This is a genomic window from Deinococcus arcticus (assembly GCF_003028415.1).
GTDB classification, from domain to species: Bacteria; Deinococcota; Deinococci; order Deinococcales; family Deinococcaceae; genus Deinococcus; species Deinococcus arcticus.
This window is the reverse complement of sequence record NZ_PYSV01000007.1, coordinates 136,127-155,036: the sequence shown is the minus strand read 5'-3', so window position 1 is coordinate 155,036 and position 18,910 is coordinate 136,127. Positions and strand designations below refer to the sequence as shown.

The window sequence follows — 18,910 nt, the reverse complement described above, 5'->3', positions numbered from 1 at the left end:
GGGTCTATTCTGCCGCGTTTTGGGCCCGGGGTTCCTGCGCAGCCAGCCACTGCGCGCGCGTGAGTTCCATGTGCACGTCGGTGCGCCCGGCGCGGGCGGTGCGGCCCACCTCCTGAAAGCCGCAGGCGGCAAAGGCCCGCTGCGCGCGGCGGTTGTGGGCAAAGGTGGTCAGGCGCACGCGCGACAGCGGTGTGTCGCCCCCAAAGGCCCAGGCCAGGACCGCCCCCACCGCCGCGCGCCCGTAGCCCTGGCCCCACAGCTCGGGCAGGCCGATCATCACGCCCAGGGTGGCGGCCGTGGGCGTCAGGGGAGGTGGCGGGCGCAGGTCGTACAGCTCGGCGCTGCCGATCAGGCGGCCCTGCTCGTCCAGCACGCCGAACCCTGCGCGCTCGCCGGTGCGCTCTTCTTCCTGCATGACCCGGCGAAACAGCCAGCCCGGCAGACGGATGGGCCGGGCGTCGTTCCAGTCGGCCAGTTCTCGGCTGCGAAAAAAGGCGTGCAGGGTGCGCCACTCGGCCGCCGTGAACTCCAGCACCGGCTTCAGGGTCACCCGGGCCCCGGAAGAAGGCCGCGCGGTCATGCCCCAGTGTCACCGGCCGCCTGGGCCAGGGTGCCCAGGGCGCGGGTCACGTCGCGGGTCAGGCGCTCCAGGTGAAAGGCGTCCCCCTGGGCGCGCAGGGTGGCCCCGGTTGCGGGGTCCACCACCAGCAGGGCCAGCGTCTGCCCGCCTGCATGGCGCACATTCACGCCCGGGTGACCGGCCAGCGCCACCTGATCCTCGGCGGGCAGCACCGTCCACGCCGGGTCGGCCGGGGTCAGGCCCAGGTGGGCCAGCGGCACGCGGTGCTCGGCCAGGGCCGCCTCCAGCCACGCCAGCGCCGCCGGGTGCCCGGCGATCAGGCCCTGCTCGATGTGGGGGCGTGGCCCGTTGTAGCGAATGGGGCGGCCGTCGCGGCGGCGCACCTCGCCCCCGGCGGCACGCAGCAGGGCGTGGCCGGCGGCCAGGTCCCACTCGCTGCGCGGCGACATGGAAAAGGTGGCGTCGGCCTGCCCGGCGGCGATGCGCGCCAGCTTCAGGGCGATGCTGCCGCTGGGCGCCATGCCGGGCAGCGGCACGGCGTGCAGTTCGCGGCCATATTCCGTGTCAGACACGGCCACGTGCCAGTCCGGGCCCGGGGAAGGCGGGGGCACGCTTTCCCCGTTCAGGGCCACGCCCCCCTCGCCCACCACGCCGCTGAACAGCTCATCGGTGGCGGGGGCATACACCACGCCCAGCACCGGTTCGCCGGCCACCGCCAGACCAATGCTCACACAGAAGTCAGGGCTGCCAGAGGCAAATTCCTTGGTGCCGTCGATGGGGTCCACGATCCACACCCGTTCGTGCGCCAGCCGGGCGGGGCTGTCGGCCGCCTCCTCGGACAGCAGGCCGTCGCCGGGAAACGACTGCGCCAGTCCGCGCAGAATGAGGACCGAGGCGTCGCGGTCGGCGGCCGTCACAGGGTCGTCGGGACCCGTCTTGTGTTCCACCGTGAAGCCCGCGCGCAGGTGGGTGCGCAGCAGGGCGCCGGCCTCGCGCGCCAGCCCTTCGGCCACCGCCTGTTCGCGGCCCAGGGATTGAGAAGCCAGGGATTGAGAAGAGGGCGCCGTCATGGCCCGAGGATAGCGGCTGTCTGCGGTGTCCGCGTCCCTGGCCCCAGCAGCGCCGCCGAGGGGCACAGATCGGCCAGCACGCAATGGTCGCAGCGCGGGTGGCGCGGGGTGCAGGTGGCGCGGCCGTGGCGCACCCCCCCCACATGCAGCGCCCAGCGGGCCCCGTGGGTGCGCGGGGTCACGCTGTCGTACCAGCGCTCCACGCGGGCGCCCGCCCAGCCGTCCGGTACCCAGCCCAGGCGGCGGGCCAGCCGGTCCAGGTGGCCCTCGACGGGCATGGCGGCGCGGCCCAGGTCGAACAGCAGCATCAGGTTGGCCGTGTGGCGCCCCACGCCGGGCAGCCGCTGCAGCGCGGCGCGGGCCCCCTCGTCGTCCAGCGTGGCCAGCCCGTCTAAGCCCAGGGCGCGGTCCTCGTCACCAGCCTGCCCGGCCAGGGCGCTCAGCAGGCCATGCAGGTGCGCGGCCTTGGCACGGTGCAGGCCCCCACCAGCAGCTTTCAGGGTGGCTTCTATGCCGTCGGGGCCGTCCAGCAGGGCGGCCTCCCAGCGTCCATACGCCGCCTTCAGGGCGCGGAACTGCCGGCCAGCGGCGTCGCGGGTGTTCTGCTGGCCCAGAATCGTGCGGATCAGTTCGTTCAGCAGCTCGGCGGGGCGGGTGCGCGGCCCGGGCCCGGCCTCGGGCAGGTATTCGGCCACCAGCCGGCGCGTGACCTCGGGCAGGCTCTCTGGAACGGCAAAGACTTCAGGCGGGCGGGGCATCCGGCGCAGGGTAGAGCGCGCCGGGGGCGGCAACCGTGGCCGGGACGCCGGTTAGCGGGCGCGCAGGGCGGCGCGGTTGCCGGCGGTGTCGGTCACCAGGATGTCGGCCCAGATGCCGGTGGTCTCGGCGTAGAACTCCACGCGCGGCCCCGGGGTGATGGTCAGGCGGTTGCCGTCCACCGCCACCTGCGCCACCCGCACATTGTCGGTGGCCACGCCAGACACCCGGATCACGCTGCCGCTGCGCTCAAAGCGCGTGACCTTGATCGCCGGGCGCGTGGGGTCCACGCTGACTGGCAGCACGAGGCTGGACTCGTTGCCCGCCGCGTCCCGCGCGGCAATGGTGTAGCGGCCCGTGGGCGTGCTGAGCACCGCCTGAAACTGAAAGCGCGCAATCTTGTTGCTGCCCGGCTGAACGGGAATGGGCTTGCCGTCCACGGTGATCTGCGTGACGCCCACATCGTCGAGCACATACCCCTGAATCAGAAAGCTGGGGCTGCGCCCGGCCCCGCCCTCGCCCGTGGTCACGGTGATGCGGGGCTTGAAGGTATCCGTGGTGCGGGCGCAGGCCCCCAGGGCCAGGGTCAGGGCGCCCAGCAGGGCAAGGGCGATGGGGCGCATACGGGGGGCAGTATAGGGGGTTGCTGGAAGATGGTTGATGGTCGATGGAGGGGGCCTGTGGGCCGGAGGGGTGAGGAGGCAGGATGATCTTCCCGCCGCTCTCCCTGAGACTGCCCGTTTCTCTCTACGTCCCCACTCCTCTTCTCGACTGCGCGGCGCTTTCCCCTGCCCTCCATCACCCATCTACCATCAACCATCTCCCCTCTCCGCCCCCGCCCTACAATGCCCAGCGTGAGTGCCGCTTTTTCCTCTGACCCCGCGCGCCTGTCGGCGTTCATTCCCGAGGGCACGCGCGACGTGCTGCCCCCGGAATGGGCGCAGCGCGAGGCGATTCGTGCCCAGCTGTCGGCGTGTTTTGGCCGCTGGGGCTACCGGGGCGTGGAGGTCCCGGCCCTGGAATATGCCAGCCCGCAGCATCCCCAGGACGCGCTGGCCTTCAAGCTGATTGATTCGGGCGGGCAGGTGCTGGCGCTGCGCAGCGAATTCACCACCGCCGTGGGCCGACTGGTGCGCGCCCGCTTTCCGCAGGGGCCCTTTCCGCTGCGGCTGCAGTACAGCGGGCGGCTGTGGCTGCGCGCCCTGAGCAGCGAACTGGGCCGCCTGCGCGAATTTAACCAGCTGGGCGTGGAACTGATTGGCGTGGAGACCCCCGCTGCCGACGCCGAACTGCTGCATCTGGCCGCCGCCGCCCTGCAGGCCGTGGGCGTGAGGGCGCAGGTGGAAGTGGGCTACCCCGGCTTCGTGGACGCCGTACTGGAAGACGCCGGCCTGCACGGCCCGGCCCGCGCCGCCCTGCACGACGCCGTGGATCGCAAGAGCGGCGCCGACGTGGACCTGCTGTGCGAGCGCTTTGGCCTGGGTCTGGACACCCGGCGCACCCTGCACGCCCTGACCGACCTGTACGGCGGCCCCGAGGTGCTGGACGCCGCGCAGGCCCTGGCCCAGGGGGGGCGGGCCCAGGAGGCCGTGGCGCACCTGCGCGCGGTGGCCTGCCTGTACGCGGGCCCGTTGCTGTTCGATCTGGGCGTCAGCCGCCGCTACGACTACTACACCGGGCTGACCTTCCGCGCCTACGCTGCTGGCCTGAACCAGCCGGTGCTGGGGGGCGGGCGCTACGCCCTGAGCGGCGGCGGCCCCGGGGGCGGCGCCCTGCCCGGGGCGGGGTTTGCCCTGGGCCTGGAGCGCCTGATGCGCGCCCTGGCCCCCATGCTGCCCCCGGAGCCAGAGGTGGTGCTGGCCCTGGACCTGAAGGCCGCCGAAGCCGCCCGCGCCCAGGGCCTGCACGCCGAACTGGCCTGGACCGACGACGAGGCGCAGCTGCGGGCCTTTTGCGCGGCGCGCGGCATTGAGCGCATGGTGGGCAGTGGCCCGGCGGGCGTAACCTTCACGGCGGTGGGCGCATGACCCACCCACCCACCCACGGCCAGGGGCACCTGACCCTGGCCCTGCCCAAGGGCCGCATTCTGGAAGAAGCGGTGGCGCTGCTGGCCCGCGCGGGGCTGCCGCTGCAGGTGCCGGAAAAATCGCGCGCTCTGCGCCACGAGTTCCCCGGCGTGACCGTGCTGGAGCTGCGCAATCAGGACGTGCCCACCTACGTGGACCTGGGCGTGGCCGACGCCGGCATTGTGGGCAAGGACGTGCTGATTGAATCGGGCCGGGCAGTGTACGAGCCGGTGGACCTGCACTTTGCCGGCTGCCGCCTGTCTCTCATCCGCGAGGTGGGGGCCTCGGGCGAGATCGCCCGGGTGGGCACCAAGTACCCCCGCGCCGCCCGCGCCTACCTGAATGCCCAGGGCATCCCTGCCGAGATCGTCAAGCTCAGCGGCAACATTGAGCTGGCCTGCCTGACCGGCCTTGCAGACGCGGTGGTGGACCTGGTGCAGACCGGGGGCACCCTGCGCGCCAACAACCTCGAAGAGGTGGACGTGCTGTTTCACTCCAGCGCCCGCCTGATTGTGAACCGCGCGGCCCTCAAGGTGCGCCGCGAGCGGCTCCGCCCCCTGATTGAAGCGCTGCGCGAGTTGACGGCAGGCGGGGTTTAGGGTGTAGGGGGTGGGATGTTCCTACATCCCCGCTTCCCCAAACGCCCGGTTCATTCGCGCCAGCGCCTCTTGCAGTAGCTCGCGGCTGGTGGCGAAATTCAGGCGGATAAAGCCCTGGTACTGCGCCTTGTGGGCCTCGTGGGCAAAGACGGGGCCGTCGTGCACGGCAACGCGGGCTTCGTCCAGCAGGAAGGCCTGCATGTCCCCGGCGCGGGGGTGGGCGCGCAGGTCCAGCCACGCGAGGTAGGTGGCCTGGGGCGTATGCAGCCGGGCCCAGGGCCAGTGTTCACGCACATACTCCAGCAGAAGGTCGCGGTTGCCGCGCAGGTAGGCCAGCGTGTCCTGCAGCCAGGGGCCGCCCTCCTGCAGGGCCGCGCGCCACATCGTCACGCTCAGGGCGCTCTCATGGCCCATCAGGCCGCCCGCTGCCGCCCGCACCCGGCCCACCAGCGCGGCGTTGTGGCTGATCATGGCGCCAATGCCCAGGCCGGCGGTGTTGTACGCCTTGCACGGTCCAGTCAGGGTCAGCGTGCGGCTCTGCACGCGGGGATCGGCGGCAAAGGCCTCAAAGGGTTCGGCGCTCAGGCGCAGGTCGGCGTGCAGTTCGTCACTCATCACAAACAGGTCGCGCGCCAGCACGAGGTCGCGCAGGCGGCGCAGTTCGTCCGCCGTCCACACGCGCCCAGTGGGGTTGTGGGGGTGGCACAGCAGCAGCAGCCGCGCGCCGCGTGACGCTGCGTCCAGCGCCGCCCAGTTGATCTCGTAGCCGCCTTCTGTGTCGCGCAGGGCCACGCCGGAGACCCGCCGCCCCTGGTCGGTGATGGCGAGGTGAAAGGGGTGGTACACCGGCGTCATGGTCACCACCAGTTCGCCGGGGCTGGTCAGGGCATGCACCGCCGCGTAGATGCCGGGCACCACGCCGGGCAGGAAGGTGATGCCCTCGGGCGGCAGGCCCGTCAGGCCCTGGCCAGCCAGCTTGGCGCTCAGGGCGGCTTTCAGCGCCGGGTCGCCCAGCAGCTGAGCGTAGCCCAGGCCGTGGGCCAGCCGGTCTTGCAGCGCCGCCACGATGGGCGGAGCCACCGGGTAATCCATATCGGCAATCCACAGCGGAATCACGTCTTCGGGGTACAGGGTCCACTTGAAGGAATCGGGGTGGCGCAGGGCCGCCGGGTCCAGCGTGTCGCGCGGGTTGGGGGCCTCAAAGCGGGCGTCCGTCATAGCGCCGAGCATACGCCCCGCTGCATGAGAGGCCCTGGACCGCCCAGCCCCCGGTATGCTGGTCGCCATGCTGGCGATCATTGGCGCAATGGACGAAGAAATCGAGGTGCTGCTGGCCGATCTGCAGGCCCGCGAGGATCTCACCTTTCCGGGCGTGACCCTGCACCGGGGCGCGCTGGACGGCGTGCCGGTGCTGCTCACCCGCGGCGGCATTGGCAAGGTGAACGCCGCCATGACCACCACCTACCTGCTGGGGCAGGGCGCCACCCGCGTGATCTTTACCGGCGTGGCGGGCGCGCTGCACCCAGAGCTGCGTGTGGGCGACATCGTGGTCAGCACCGACTGCGTGCAGCACGATGTGGACGTCACGGCCCTGAACTACCCGCTGGGCACGGTGCCGGGCGAGAGCGCCAGCTGGGCAGCCGACCCCATCCTGCGCGCGGTGGCCCTGGAAGCGGCGGCCGAGGTGCCGGGCGTGCAGGTGATGGAAGGCCGCGTGGCCAGCGGTGACCAGTTCATCGCCGCGCGCGAGGACGTGCAGCGCCTGTGGACCGCCTTTGGCGCCGCCTGCGCCGAGATGGAAGGCGCCGCTGTGGCCCAGGTGTGCGCCAAGGCCGAGGTGCCCTTTGTGGTGATCCGCTCGGTCAGCGACACCGCCGACCACAGCGCCGAGGTGGATTACCGCGAATTCATGCCGCAGGTGGCCCGCCACGCCAAGCAGGTGGTGCGCGGCATGCTCGCTCGCTTGAGTGGCAAAGCCAGCGCCTGAGGTGAGCACCCCCGCCCACCCGGCCCCGCCCTGGCCGCCCCCCGTGCGCTTCGTGCTGGGGCTGGGCGTGCTGCTGGGCTTTGCGGCGGCCGGCGAAGCCCTGGCAGGGACCCTGGGCCTGCCGCTGCCAGGGCCGGTAGTGGGGCTGGCGCTGCTGTGGGCGGCCCTGGGGCTGGGGGTGGTCAGGCTGGCCTGGATCGAGGGCGCCGCCGACAGCCTGCTGGGCGTGCTGGGGCTGCTGTTCGTGCCCGCCACCGCCGGGGCGGTGCAGTTCCTGAGCGCGGGAGCTGCCTGGGGCCTGTGGCTGCTGATCATGACCGCGGCGCTGCTGCTGGGCGCCGGCGCGGCCGGGCTGATCGCCCAGCGGCGGCTGCGTCCGGAGCCCTAGGAGATGGGCTGGCTGGCCCTGACGCTGCTGGCCTTTGCGCTGGGTGTGTGGGCGCAGGCACGCTGGCGCACGCCGCTGGCCAACCCCACCCTGATCGCCACCCTGGCCGTGGCGGGGACGCTGCTGGTTTCAGGCACTCCGTACGCCACCTATGCCGGGGCCGCCCGCCCCCTCACCAGCCTGCTGGCCCCGGCGGTGGTGGCGCTGGCTGCGCCGCTCTACCGGCACCGGGCGCTGCTGGCGCGGCAGTGGCGGGCCCTGGTGCTGGGTGGGCTGGCGGGCACCGCGCTGGCTGTGGCCGCCAATGCGCTGCTGGCCCACGCGCTGCGCCTCTCGCCCGGCGCCGCCCGCGCCCTGCTGACCGCGCCGGCCACCAGCCCCGTGGCCCTGCAACTGGCGCCCTTCACGCAGGCGCCGCCCGCCCTGGCGGCCACCCTGGCGGTGCTCTCGGGGCTACTGGGCGCCCTGCTGCTGCCCCCGGTGCTGACCCGGCTGGGGGTGCGCCATCCCCTGGCACGCGGGCTGGCCATGGGCGCCGTGGCCCACGGGATCGGCACTGCGCGGGCGCGGGAGGAGGGCGAGCAGACTGGCGCGGCGGCGTCCGTGGGCATGGGGCTGGCGGCGCTGCTGGTCACGGCCGTGGTGGGGACCCTGGCGGCGCTGGGGCACCGCTGACTGGGCGCCGGGCGCGCAGTTGACGCGCCCCCCTGGCAGCCGGGATGCTGGGGCCCTATGGCGCGAAAGGTCAATCCCATTCAGGACCGTCTGCGCCGCGCCGCCCTGGAACGCGCCGCGTACCTCGCCATCTATGAACGGGGCTACGCCGGGGTCACGCTGGCAGACATCGCCGCGCACGCCGGGGTCAGCCGGGGCACGCTGGTGTACCACTTCGGCAGCCGCGCGGGCCTGCTGGCAGCCGTGATGCGCCGCTTTTCGCGCACCATCGCCGTGGCCACCCGCCGCGCTGTGCGCCAGGCCCAGACCCCCGAGGGCAAGCTGCGTGCCTACGTGGACAACCAGTTTTACGGCATCGAGAACACCCGGCGCTTCTACACCGTCTCGCTGGACTTTCTGGCCGCCGCCACCCGCGACCCCGAACTGATGGCGGTGCAGCGCGCGGCCCTGCGCGAATCGCTGGGCGCCGATCTGGAACTGGCCCGGCTGGCGGGCGAGGGCGGCGCCGACGCCCGCGCCCGCTTGCTGCGCGCGATGGTCGAGGGCCTGAGCGTGCGCTTTCTGGCTGACCCCGCCCCCGATCTGGCGCAGTACCGCGCTGACTGTCTGGCGGGGCTGCGGGCGGTGCTGGGTGACGGGGAGTGGTCAGTGGTGAGTGGGGCGTAGGCAAAGCCACAGACCAGGGAGACCCGCCCCCTACCTTGTTCTTTCTGCATTCCGCCGCCCGCTCCCCGCCTCCCCCTCCAGCAGCCCGCCCCCCACCAGCCCATCTATCGCCGCGCGCAGTTGCCGGGCCCCTTCAAGGAGCCTCGGCCCCGGGCGGCCCAGGCCGCTTTCGGGAATCGCCACCACGGCCGCCCCCAGACCGCGCGCCTCGATCACCTCAGGGCGCAGTTTCTTCACGCCGCACCACGAACACACGATCAGGTCGGGTTGGGCCGCGCGCACCTGCTCCAGGGTCAGGGGGCGGCTGCGGCCTTCCAGCTCGCCCAGGGCGTTGACCGCGCCCAGCCGGTTCAGCAGGTCGGTCACCCAGGACTCGCGGGTGGCGGCAATGATGGGCCTTGGCCACCATTCCACCACCACGCGCGCCGGGCGTTCGGTGTCGCGGCACAACCCTGTCAGTTCGTCGTCCAGGGCCTGGGCCAGCGCCTCGCCCTGCGCCGCGCGGCCAATCAGGGCGCCCACCTGCCGGATGCTGGCCAGCGTCTGGTCCAGGCCCGTGGGGTCCAGCACCACCGTGTTCAGGCCGGCTGCCTGCACCTCGGCCACCACCCGCTCCATGCCCGGCACGCTCAGGCTGGCCAGCACCAGATCCGGGCGGGCGGCCACCAGCGCGGGCACGTCAATATTCAGGTCCGGGCCCAGGCGCGTGGCGTGCCCAATGCCGGGGGCGTCGCTGTGACTGTCCACAGCCACCAGCAGCCCGGTGGCGTTCAGGGCCTGCAGAATATCGGTGTTGCTGCACGTGAGGCTGGCAAGGCGCATGCGCCGAGTCTAGGGGGTCCTGGGCCGGGGCGGTGCCCGCGTGCTGCGCCCCTCCCCCCCGGCCCAGGGGGGCGCCCAGCGCAGCAGGCTTCACGGCGCGGCCCCTCTCCAGGAGGCCTCATCCCCAGAAGCAAAAAGACAACGAAATGCGCACTGGACGGGCAAACGCCCCCTGACCGTGTGGTAGGCTCGGGGGCATGAAGAACACGTTCGCCGTCACCATGACGCTGCTGCTGGCCCTGACGCTGGGCGGCTCTATTGCGGGCTACCGCATTGCAACCACCCCCCACCACGCCGAGAGCCACAGCGAAGGGGGCGAGAAGGGCGGCGAGAGCCACGGCGAGGGCAGCCACAGCGCCGCCGGCACTGAGACCCAGGCCGCAGCGGGTGAGGAGCAGAGCGGTGAAGGCCAGGACATCGGCACGCGGGGCAGCGAGGAGATGCCCAGCCCCCAGGAGGCGGCCACGGGCCCGGCCGGCGCCAGCGGGGCGCTGGGGAACGTGCGGGACGACAACGACGGCGGGACCCAGACCGGCGAGAACGGCGCTGTGCTGGAAAGCAGCGACCTGCGCACTGGCGACGATCCGGCCGCCAGCACCGAGGGCACGGCCGAGAATCCCCCTGCCCAGGAAGAGGCGGCCCAGACCGGCCAGCCCCCCGCCACCCGCGCCGCCACCGCCGAGCCCCAGGGCGACAACACTGCTGGTGGCGACCTGTACGCCAGCAAGGGCTGCGCCGGCTGCCACGGCCCGCAGGGTCAGGGCGGCGTGGGGCCCTCCATGGCCAAGGTGAAGGACTGGAGCCTGGAACAGTTCACCGCCACCCTGCGTGAGGGCAAGACGCCGGAGCGGGTGCTGTCGGCGGCCATGCCCCGCTTTACCGAGCAGCAGCTGACCGATTCGGACATTGCCAACCTGTTCAGCTACGTCAAGACCCTGAACTGAGTGTGCTGAGCGTGGGCGGCCTGCCAGAGTGGGGGCCGCCCCTTTTGTGTGGTGGAAAGCTATGCTGCGCCCATGACCGGGGAGGGCGAGGCGAAGGTGGGGCTGCTGACGACCACTGCCCGGCCGGACTGGCCTGGAACGGAGCCGGCCACGCCAGCTGCCTTGCCCGGCGCCCGCGCCCTGCTGCTGCCCCACGACGGCCTGCCCGTGGCCGATGTGCAGGGCCAGCCCGCGCGCTGGGCGGCCCTGAATCTGGTGGGCGGGGCCCTGCGGCGGGGCGTGCCTGTGCTGGGATGGGGCACGGGGGCTGCGCTGCTGGGCCGGGCGCTGGGCGCGGCAGTGACGGCCGCCGACCCCGACTGGTCGGCCGCGCCACGCGGGGCACAGGTGCTGGCCTGGGCTGGCTCCGTGCCGCTGCACTGGACCCTGGACCGCGCGGTGGCCTGGGCCGAACCTGAACTGTCCCCGGCGGTGCGCGCCGCCTTTCTGGCTGCCCTGCCCCGCTGGACTTCGCGCACCCCGGGGTCCCCGCTGGAGGAGGTGGGCGGCGAGGCCGCGGTCCGCGCCGTGGTGGCCGAGTTCTATGCGCGGGCGCAGGCGGACCCGCTGCTGGGGCCTGTGTTTGCCGCGCACGTTCACGACTGGCCGGCCCACCTGGGCCGAGTAACAGCCTTCTGGGTGACGGTGCTGGGCGGGCCAAGCGAGGGCGGCCCGGCCTCAACTGGTCCGCCCTGGCGCGGAAACCTGAACGTGGCGCACGCCGGGCTGGGCGTGCGCGGCGAGCACCTGACCCGCTGGCTGGGGCTGTGGACGGCCACGGCACATGACCTCCTGCCCGAGCCTGCCGCCGAAGTTATGGCCGCCCGCGCACAGGCCATGGGCGCCCGGCTGGGCCCACGACCCGGTTCACGGGGAACTTCTGGGCGCCCGGCCCCGTAGCCTGTGCCATGCCCAATATTCCGTTTCTGAAAAAGGACGACGCTTTGCCAGACGGCGTGACCCGCCCCACCTGGGTGGTGCTGGACCTCAGCGGCGCCTACCCCGAGCGTCAGCCGGGCAATCCGGTGCAGGCGCTGCTGAACCGCGCCGAGACGCTCGAAGCCCTGGCCGGCCGCATTGAGAAACTGAAGGGCGCCGGGTGGCTGCACGGCGTGCTGGTGCGCTTTGGCGAGTTCACGGCGGCGCCTGCGGCGGCCCACGCCATCCGGGGCCTGCTGCGTGAGCTGGCGGCAGACAAGCGCGTGGTGGCTTACGTGCCGCAGCTGAACATGGTGACCTTGATGGCCGCCAGCGGCGCCCGCGAAGTGGTAGCGCCGGAATCGGCGGAGGTCAACCTGAACGGCTTTGGCCTGGAAAGCACCTTCCTGGGTGAATTCCTCAAGAAACGCGGCATTGAGTTCGAGAACCTGCGCATTCGCGAATACAAGGCGGCCCTGACCCGCTTTTCGCAGGACCATATGGACGACCACAACCGCGAGCAGCTTCAGGCGTACTTAAGTGGCCTGGAAGCCGCCTGGGCCGCCGACCTGGCCGAGGCGCGCGGCGTGAGCCCCGAGCAGGCAGCCGCGTGGCTGGACGCCGACCTCACCAGTGCCCAGGGCGCCCAGGCGGCCGGCCTGATTGACCGCGTGGCGTACGAGGACGAGCTGATTGGCCCGGCCTCACGCCCTTTTGCCGCGGTGGTGGACTGGCTGACGCCCGGCAAACAGGGGGGCAAGAAGGGCCGGGTGGCCGTGGTGCCCCTGATTGGCACGATCATCACGGGCAAGAGCCGCAACAACCCTGTTCCGCTGCCGCTGCTGGGGGGGCCAATGGCCGGGTCAGAGACGGTGGTGGCCGCCCTGAAGCGGGCCAAGGACGACAAGACCACCAAAGCGATTGTCCTGTATGTCAACAGCGGCGGCGGCAGCGCCCTGGCCAGCGACCTGATCTGGCGCGAGGTGGCCACCAGTGAAAAGCCCGTGGTCGTGGTGATGGGCGAATACGCGGCCAGCGGCGGCTACTACGTGGCCGCGCACGCCAAGAAGATTGTGGCCTCGCCGTACACCCTCACCGGCTCGATTGGCGTGGTGAGCGGCAAACCCATTCTGGAAGAATTTAACCGCCGCCACGGCCTGAACCCCGAGCGCGTGGGCCGCGACCGCGCCCTGATGTTCTCGGCGGCCCGCCGCTACAGCGACGAGGAGCGCGAGCACATGCAAAAGGGCATTCTGGAGGTCTACGACCGCTTTACGGGCCGGGTGGCCGAGGGCCGGGGCCTGACCAGGGAGCGCGTGAACGAGCTGGGCCGCGGCCGCATCTGGAGTGGCCACGACGCCCTGGAGCGCGGTCTGGTAGACGAACTGGGCGACCTGAGAACCGGTCTGGCCCGCGCCCGCGAACTGGCCGGGCTGCCCGAAGATGCCCCCGCCTGGAACGTGACCCCCAAGGGCCACGGCCCCCTGCCGGAATTTGCCCAGGAGGCCGCCCGCGCCGCCCAGCTCAGCTTGTGGCCCTTTGGCGCCGAGCGTGTGCTGACGTGGTTTGATCAGGACATCAAGGTCAGGTAACGCAATAGGAGGTGGGGGTGGGCTCTGGGAAAAATCCAGAGCCCACCCCCACGTCTTGCAGGGGCTTACACCCCCTCGTAGGCCTCAATCTGGCGGCGAATCACGTTCAGGCTGCCCTCCCAGAAGGCGGAGTCGTGCAGGTCAATGCCAAAGCGGGCGGCCAGTTCCAGCGGCGTGGCCTGGCCGGTGGCGGCCAGCAGGGCGTCGTAGCGGGCCTGGAAGTCGGCCTCCTGGCCGCCAGCGCGGGCCTGCTCGTACTGGGCATACAGGCCCAGGCCAAACAGCAGACCAAAGGTATACGGGTAGTTGTAAAAGCTGCGGCCGTAATAGTGGGGCTTGACCGCCCACATGTAGGGGTGCGGCGTGTTCAGGGCGTCGCCGTAGGTTTCGCGCTGCGCCCAGACCATCAGGTCGTTCAGGTCGCTGGGGTTCAGGTCGCCGGCCAGGCGGCGCTCGAACACGGCCTTTTCAAAAAGAAAGCGGCTGTGAATGTCCACGACCACCTGCGCGTGGCCCATCAGCTGGGTTTCCAGCACGTACAGGCGCTCCTGACCCTGCGCAGTCTCCAGGGCGGCGTTCTGAATAATCGTCTCGCAGAAGATGCTGGCGGTTTCGGCCAGGGTCATGGGCGTTTCGCGTTGCAGAGGTGGCAGGTCACCCAGCTGGCGGTTGTGGTAGCCGTGCCCCAGTTCGTGGGCCAGAGTGCTGACCGAATCCAGGCTGGGGTCGTGGTTCATCAGGATGCGGCTGTCGCTTCCCTGCCAGCGCATGCAGAAGGCCCCGCTGCGCTTGCCGTCGCGGGGGCCCGCGTCAATCCAGTCTTCCCGGAACGCCTGCGCGGCAAAGTCGCCCAGCGCGGCGCTGTAGCCCCGGAACTGGCGCTCCACGAACTCGGCCCCTGCCTCGTAGCTCCAGTGGGTTTCGCTCTTTCCAGCGGGCGCAAACAGGTCCCACCAGTCCAGTTGCTCTTTCCCCAGCCGCGCGGCCTTGGCGCGGAAGTACCGGCGGAAGTCCGGCAGCGCGGCCACCACGGCCGCCTGCATGGCGTCCAGGGTGCCCTGGTCAATGCCGTTGTCCAGCAGGCTGGGGGCCACCACATCAGCAAAGCCCCGGCGCACGGCCAGGGTCCCAGACTCACCCTTGACGCCGTTCATGCAGGCGGCAAACACCACCTCCTGGCTTTTCCAGGCCGCAATCTCGGCGTGGTAAGCGTCCTCGCGCACGCTGGCGTCGGGGTCGCTGGCCAGGGCGCGCAGGGCCGTGACCGGCAGGGACTGACCCCGGAACTCGCCGCGCAGAGTGGACGACACGTTGCCGTGCAGTTTGCCCCAGCCGCCGCCGCTGGCCGGGTGCAGCCGGGCGGCCAGGTCCTCTTCGGGCGGGGACATCTGGTGCTGGGCCTCGCGCACGGCGTCGCGCAGGGTGTGGGCGTGGGCGCGGGCCACCTCGCTCTGGTTCAGCAGGGCGTCCAGCTCGGCCTCGCTCAGGCCACCGACCCAGGCCGTCAGGCGCGAGCGCAGCGGCCCCAGAGGCAGAACGAGGGTGGTAAACGCCGCCATCTGCGACTGCGCCGCCTCGTTGCGGCTGTCGGTGGTCACGAACGCTGAGATGTAGGCCCGCAGGATGCTGCCACGCCGCACCACATCGTTCATGCCGTTCAGCGCGGCGTCCAGCGCCCCTGCCGTCACGGGCGCCCCGGCGCCGATGGCGTGCTCGTCAAACAGCGCTTCCAGAGCGTGCACTTCATCACGCAGGGCGTCCAGATCGCGCGCCAGAGCGGGGTCTTGCAGACCGGCGTACAGGTCGTCGGTGCGCCAGCGGGGCATTTCAGCTTGAATTGTGGTCACGGTTCAGAGTCTAAGGCGAGCGCCACACCGAACGAGTAGGCGAGAACGCTTAGAGGGTGCAGTCCGCCTGGCCCCAGACTGTGCCCAACTCGACCGTTTCAGGAAAAGTTGATAAAACAAGTTACTTTGTTGCCCTGGGTTTGCTGTTCGTTCGGGCCTGCCGTGAATTCGCCTGGCCCTCCTCACCCAGCGCGGCGGTGTGGGCGACGCGGCCTGTGCCGCTGATTGCTGCGCTCCGGCGCCGCTTCGTGGCAGGTGGCACAGGCCGCGTTCAGCGCACGGCTCTGCGTGGCCTCCCCTCACGCTGCGAGCACTCCTCCTGTGGCCCGCTTTGAGTCACCTGAGACGCAGCGTGGCCAGGACGCCGTCCTTACACCTCAATTCGTTCATCTTCCAGGAGGCTGTTTCTCCGTGACCCACTCTTCGCAGTCCGAATTTCTCTGGTTCTTGCAGCTCTCGCGGGACGGCGAGTTTATTGGCACCAAAGACAAGCCGCCGCGCAGGCCCACGCTGGCGTACCTGCAAAGCCTCATCAGCACGGCGGGCGAGGCGGGCTTTGACGCCCTGCTGACGGCCACGAACTACCACAGCGAACACGAGAACTACACGGCGGCGGTGGCGGCCCTGGCCCGCAGCGCCCCCACCGACCCAGGGCTGCTGATCGCTGTGCGGCCGGGCATGTTTCACCCGGCCATGTACGCCAAGATGCTGGCCACCCTGCAAAACCTGTTTCCAGGCCGGGTGCGCCTGAACATCGTGACGGGCAGCAGCCCCGCCGAAAATGCCATGTACGGCGATTTCGAGGACCACGCCCGCCGCTATGAACGCACCCGCGACTTCATGACCATTCTGCGCCAGCTGTGGACTGCGCCGCCCCCCCAGTCCCACCGCAGCGACCTGTACGCCTTTGAGGACGCCGTGCTGGACCCGCCCCCGGTCGCCCCCATTCCGCTGTACTTTGGCGGCGCCTCGCCCGCCGCGCAGACCATCGCCGCCGACCTGGCCGACGTCTACCTGATGTGGGGCGAGCGCGAGGACATGCTACAGGAGCGCCTGACCCAGATGCGGGCATTGGAAGCCCAGACAGGCCGACCCCTGCGCTACGGCCTGCGCACCCACGTGATCGTGCGCGAGACTGAAGCCGAGGCCCGCGCCGCCGCCGAGCGCCTGATTTCGCGGGTGGACCCGGCGGTGCGCGCCGCCTTCGTGGCCAGCCACGCCCACATTGACGGGGTCGGCCAGCAGCGCCAGATTGACCTGCTGCGCGGCGTGGGCGAGGACCTGATGGTCGAGCCGAACCTGTGGGCCGGGGTGGGCATGGCCCGCAGCGGCGTGGGCGTGGCGATTGTGGGCGACCCAGCCCAGGTGGCCGCCAAGATTCGCCGCTACGAGGCCATGGGCTTCAGCTCGTTTATTTTCAGCGGCTACCCGCACCTCGAAGAAGCGCGCCGCTTTGGCGAACTGGTGATGCCGCTGCTGCGGGGCGGCCAGCAGGAAGAACGCGCCCTGCACACCAACCGCGTGGCCCCGGTGGTGTAGAGCCGTTGCGGGTGAGCGCCCTGCCGCCACGGCACTGAACGAACAGGCGCCCTCCCGCATTTTCAAAACAAAGCGGCCAGAGCAGTCCAGCTCTGGCCACTTCGCATTCGCCCCCTACCGCTTGAAAAGGCTGTCTGATAGGGTCAGCCGCACCAGTTCCTGCCCCTTATTCCGGGCCCTGGAGAATCAGCACTTCCAGGCGCTCGGCCACGTTCACCAGATGGTCACCCAGACGCTCCAGATTGCGGGCCATGCGCCCGGCGGTCAGGGCCACGTCGGTGTCGTCGGGGCGTTCCAGCAGCCGGGTCAGGCTGGCGCGCTGCATCTGCTCGTACAGGGCGTCCACCTGCTCGTAGTCCAGGCGCATCACGTCGCGGGCAGCGCTCAGGTCGCGCTCGGCAAAGGCGTAGGACAGCCGCTCAACCATGGTGCTCAGCAGGCGCACCAGCGGCAGCAGGTCCTGCAGGGTGGCGCTGCGGGCGCGCGGGGCGAAGGTTTCCAGATCCCGCGCCACAGACAAGGCGTAGTCGCCCACCCGTTCCAGATTGGTCAGGCTGCGAAAGACCATCAGAAAAAAGGCCAGGTCCTGCCCACTGGGCCCGTGGCCAAAGGCCGTCAGGCACAGGTCCTCGATTTCGCGTTCCAGGGCGTCGGTCTCGGTTTCCAGCGCGCGGGCCTGCCGGGTCAGCCCGGCAAATTCGGCGCGGGCGTTGGCGTCTTTCATGGCGTCCAGCTGTGCCAGCGTCAGGCTCAGCATGCGCAGAAAGCGCGCCGTGACCACCGCCACGCCCTCCCCACCCGGGCCGGGGGGCGCGGGCAGGGAAGCAGAAGGACGCAGACCGTTCGTCATGCGGCCAGTATCGTGCCGCCTTGTGATGGGCGGGTCAAGCACCTCCGCTGGGGGCCTCTGGGACCGTGGACCCTCTTTCCCTGTGCCAGGACGGCGTGGCGGCCTTATCGTGGGGTCGCCCCATCCGCACAGGCGTTCCGCCTGAAGAGACGGCCCCCACGTTCAGGCGCGGCGGCGCACCGGGCCCAGCGGGCTGAACCCGGCAGCCTGCAGGGCAAGGCGCAGGTCATCCGGACTGGCGTCGCCCTGCGGGGTGGCCTGCAGCGTCAGGTCGCCCAGGCGGGCCACGGGCCACGCCTGCAGGGTCCAGCCCGGCACCGGGGGCAGGGGAAGGAGCGGGGCCAGCACCTCCAGCACATAAACCGGGCGCCGGGGCGGGGACAACGTGGGCCCGGACACGGCAGGCAGGGCAGCAGGAACAGTGGGCAGGGCAAACGGGGGCTGAGCGCGCAGGCTGGCGGTCATGAACATCACCTCTGCCCTCAGGGTGCGCCCGCCGCCCCCGGAGCGCCATCGGCGGGGGCCGGGCCCCGGCATGCCGCCCATCGGCAAACCCGATCCCGGGGCTGGGCGGCCGGGTCTACACTGGGGCATGTTGCCGGACCGCCTGCCCCCACTGCCCACCCTGGCCCAGTTGCGGGCCCTGCTGGTGGTGGCCGAAGCCGGCGGATTCAGCGAGGCGGCGGCCCGCACGGGGGCGTCCCAGTCCTCGCTGAGTGAGGCGGTGGCCAAGCTGGAGGCGCTGACCGGGCGGCCGCTGCTGCGCCGGGGACGGGGAGGCGCCGTGCCCACCCCGGCAGGCGAGCGGCTGCTGACCTACGCCCGCCTGAGCCTGCAGGCCGCCGAGGACGCGCTGCACGCCGCGCAGGAGGGTGAACCCCTGGCCGGTACGGTGCGGGTGGCCTCGTTCCGCTCCACCGCCACCCACCTGCTGCCGCCCGCGCTGGCGGCCTTCCGCGCCCGCTATCCCGGCGTGCGCGTTCACCTGCTGGACGGCGAAACCGAGGGCGGCGGCGAGGCCCTGGTGCGCGGCGGACAGGCCGACGCCGCCTTTGTGATTGGCGAGCACAGCCCGGATCTGCGCCTGACGCCACTGATGGTGGATGAGTACCTGTTCGTGGCCCCGGCGGCGCGCGGCGCGCACCCGGTGGCGCTGTTCGAACTGGCGCAGGGCCCGCTGCTGCTGCCCAGCGGCCTGAATTCCTGCCACCGCCGCGTCATGGCCTACCTGCGCCGCCACGGCCTGCAGGCCGAACAGATCACCGAACTGGGCGAGGACAGCGTGATTCTGGGCATGGTGGCGCACAGCCTGGGGGTCAGCGTGATGCCCCGGCTGGCCCTGACCCCGCTGCCCGGCGGCGTGGTGGCCTTGCCACTGCCCGAACCGCTGGCCCGGCCCCTGGCGCTGGCCACCCTCCCCCACCGCGCCGGGCTGCCGCTGCTGCGCGCCTTCAGCGCCACGCTGCTGGGCACCCTGCACCAGCTGGCCGCCCAGGGGCCACTGCCCGCCCCGGCCGCCGCGCCCGCCTCGCCTTTGCTACATTAGGGGCATGTTGACCCTGTGTTGCCCTG

Annotated in this window: 20 protein-coding genes; 11 read left to right on the top strand and 9 right to left on the bottom strand. The window is 71.5% G+C overall.

Annotation, left to right across the window (positions count from 1 at the left end):
- Window positions 1-4: 4 nt before the first annotated feature.
- Genes C8263_RS09145 through C8263_RS09130 form a run of 4 tightly spaced genes read right to left on the bottom strand, consistent with a single transcriptional unit; the run spans window position 5 to window position 3,029 of the window.
- Window positions 5-580 carry a GNAT family N-acetyltransferase gene (locus C8263_RS09145; protein WP_107137804.1) on the bottom strand — a complete coding sequence of 192 codons (576 nt, stop codon included), beginning with the start codon at window positions 578-580 and terminating at the stop codon, window positions 5-7.
- A complete protein-coding gene (locus C8263_RS09140; protein WP_107137803.1) occupies window positions 577-1,650 on the bottom strand; it encodes a 3'(2'),5'-bisphosphate nucleotidase CysQ family protein in 1,074 nt (357 codons plus the stop codon). Before C8263_RS09140 ends, C8263_RS09145 begins: the two co-directional genes overlap by 4 nt.
- Entirely contained in the window at window positions 1,647-2,408 is a 762-nt protein-coding gene (locus C8263_RS09135) for an endonuclease III domain-containing protein (RefSeq protein ID WP_107137802.1), read from the bottom strand. Before C8263_RS09135 ends, C8263_RS09140 begins: the two co-directional genes overlap by 4 nt.
- Before the next feature lie 51 nt (window positions 2,409-2,459).
- On the bottom strand, window positions 2,460-3,029 hold the full coding sequence (locus C8263_RS09130) for a hypothetical protein (RefSeq protein ID WP_107137801.1): 570 nt from the start codon (window positions 3,027-3,029) through the stop codon (window positions 2,460-2,462).
- 222 nt (window positions 3,030-3,251) lie between these two features.
- On the opposite strand from C8263_RS09130, the gene hisZ reads away from it, so the two are divergent.
- Complete coding sequence (gene hisZ, locus C8263_RS09125; RefSeq protein WP_107137800.1) at window positions 3,252-4,433, top strand: ATP phosphoribosyltransferase regulatory subunit; 1,182 nt, start codon at window positions 3,252-3,254, stop codon at window positions 4,431-4,433.
- Window positions 4,430-5,071 carry an ATP phosphoribosyltransferase gene (gene hisG / locus C8263_RS09120; protein WP_107137799.1) on the top strand — a complete coding sequence of 214 codons (642 nt, stop codon included), beginning with the start codon at window positions 4,430-4,432 and terminating at the stop codon, window positions 5,069-5,071. The genes hisZ and hisG overlap by 4 nt, the downstream gene beginning before the upstream one ends.
- 21 nt (window positions 5,072-5,092) lie before the next feature.
- Here the strand turns inward: hisG and C8263_RS09115 are convergent, their stop codons facing one another.
- Window positions 5,093-6,289, bottom strand: a complete 1,197-nt coding sequence (locus C8263_RS09115) for a MalY/PatB family protein (protein ID WP_233218740.1) — start codon at window positions 6,287-6,289, stop codon at window positions 5,093-5,095.
- Between the two features lie 67 nt (window positions 6,290-6,356).
- Here C8263_RS09115 and C8263_RS09110 point away from each other — a divergent pair, with 67 nt between their 5' ends.
- The 4 genes from C8263_RS09110 to C8263_RS09095 are packed head-to-tail and all read left to right on the top strand — an operon-like array spanning window position 6,357 to window position 8,787.
- A complete protein-coding gene (locus C8263_RS09110) occupies window positions 6,357-7,058 on the top strand; it encodes a 5'-methylthioadenosine/adenosylhomocysteine nucleosidase (RefSeq protein ID WP_199188358.1) in 702 nt (233 codons plus the stop codon).
- Between the two features lies 1 nt (window position 7,059).
- Window positions 7,060-7,446 (top strand): CidA/LrgA family protein, encoded by a 387-nt coding sequence (locus C8263_RS09105; protein ID WP_107137796.1) that lies wholly within the window; start codon window positions 7,060-7,062, stop codon window positions 7,444-7,446.
- Window positions 7,447-7,449: 3 nt separating this feature from the next.
- Window positions 7,450-8,121, top strand: coding sequence for an LrgB family protein (locus C8263_RS09100; RefSeq protein WP_107137795.1), 672 nt, complete (start codon window positions 7,450-7,452; stop codon window positions 8,119-8,121).
- A 57-nt stretch (window positions 8,122-8,178) separates the two neighbouring features.
- Complete coding sequence (locus C8263_RS09095) at window positions 8,179-8,787, top strand: TetR/AcrR family transcriptional regulator (protein ID WP_107137794.1); 609 nt, start codon at window positions 8,179-8,181, stop codon at window positions 8,785-8,787.
- A 30-nt stretch (window positions 8,788-8,817) separates the two neighbouring features.
- Here C8263_RS09095 and C8263_RS09090 read toward each other — a convergent pair whose 3' ends face one another.
- Window positions 8,818-9,609, bottom strand: coding sequence for a helical backbone metal receptor (locus C8263_RS09090; protein WP_107137793.1), 792 nt, complete (start codon window positions 9,607-9,609; stop codon window positions 8,818-8,820).
- Between the two features lie 197 nt (window positions 9,610-9,806).
- Here C8263_RS09090 and C8263_RS09085 point away from each other — a divergent pair, with 197 nt between their 5' ends.
- The 3 genes from C8263_RS09085 (at window position 9,807) to sppA (ending at window position 13,102) form a co-directional block, all read left to right on the top strand.
- The gene (locus tag C8263_RS09085) at window positions 9,807-10,553 is read left to right on the top strand and encodes a c-type cytochrome (protein WP_107137792.1); all 747 of its coding nucleotides are present in this window, start codon (window positions 9,807-9,809) and stop codon (window positions 10,551-10,553) included.
- 72 nt (window positions 10,554-10,625) lie between these two features.
- Entirely contained in the window at window positions 10,626-11,492 is an 867-nt protein-coding gene (locus C8263_RS09080) for a group III truncated hemoglobin (RefSeq protein WP_107137791.1), read from the top strand.
- A gap of 8 nt (window positions 11,493-11,500) precedes the next feature.
- Entirely contained in the window at window positions 11,501-13,102 is a 1,602-nt protein-coding gene (sppA, locus tag C8263_RS09075; protein WP_107137790.1) for a signal peptide peptidase SppA, read from the top strand.
- A gap of 65 nt (window positions 13,103-13,167) precedes the next feature.
- Here sppA and C8263_RS09070 read toward each other — a convergent pair whose 3' ends face one another.
- Window positions 13,168-14,949 carry a M3 family oligoendopeptidase gene (locus C8263_RS09070; RefSeq protein WP_332888936.1) on the bottom strand — a complete coding sequence of 594 codons (1,782 nt, stop codon included), beginning with the start codon at window positions 14,947-14,949 and terminating at the stop codon, window positions 13,168-13,170.
- Window positions 14,950-15,360: 411 nt separating this feature from the next.
- Between C8263_RS09070 and C8263_RS09065 the strand changes: the two genes are divergently transcribed.
- Window positions 15,361-16,488: an LLM class flavin-dependent oxidoreductase gene (locus C8263_RS09065; protein ID WP_107137788.1), complete on the top strand. Its 1,128-nt coding sequence runs from the start codon at window positions 15,361-15,363 to the stop codon at window positions 16,486-16,488.
- 166 nt (window positions 16,489-16,654) lie between these two features.
- Here C8263_RS09065 and C8263_RS09060 read toward each other — a convergent pair whose 3' ends face one another.
- Window positions 16,655-17,245, bottom strand: a complete 591-nt coding sequence (locus C8263_RS09060; RefSeq protein ID WP_107137857.1) for a phosphate signaling complex PhoU family protein — start codon at window positions 17,243-17,245, stop codon at window positions 16,655-16,657.
- A gap of 255 nt (window positions 17,246-17,500) precedes the next feature.
- The gene (locus tag C8263_RS09055; protein ID WP_146160641.1) at window positions 17,501-17,803 is read right to left on the bottom strand and encodes a hypothetical protein; all 303 of its coding nucleotides are present in this window, start codon (window positions 17,801-17,803) and stop codon (window positions 17,501-17,503) included.
- On the opposite strand from C8263_RS09055, the gene C8263_RS09050 reads away from it, so the two are divergent.
- A complete protein-coding gene (locus tag C8263_RS09050) occupies window positions 17,802-18,884 on the top strand; it encodes a LysR family transcriptional regulator (RefSeq protein WP_233218739.1) in 1,083 nt (360 codons plus the stop codon). The genes C8263_RS09055 and C8263_RS09050 overlap by 2 nt on opposite strands.
- The last annotated feature ends 26 nt before the right edge of the window (window positions 18,885-18,910 follow it).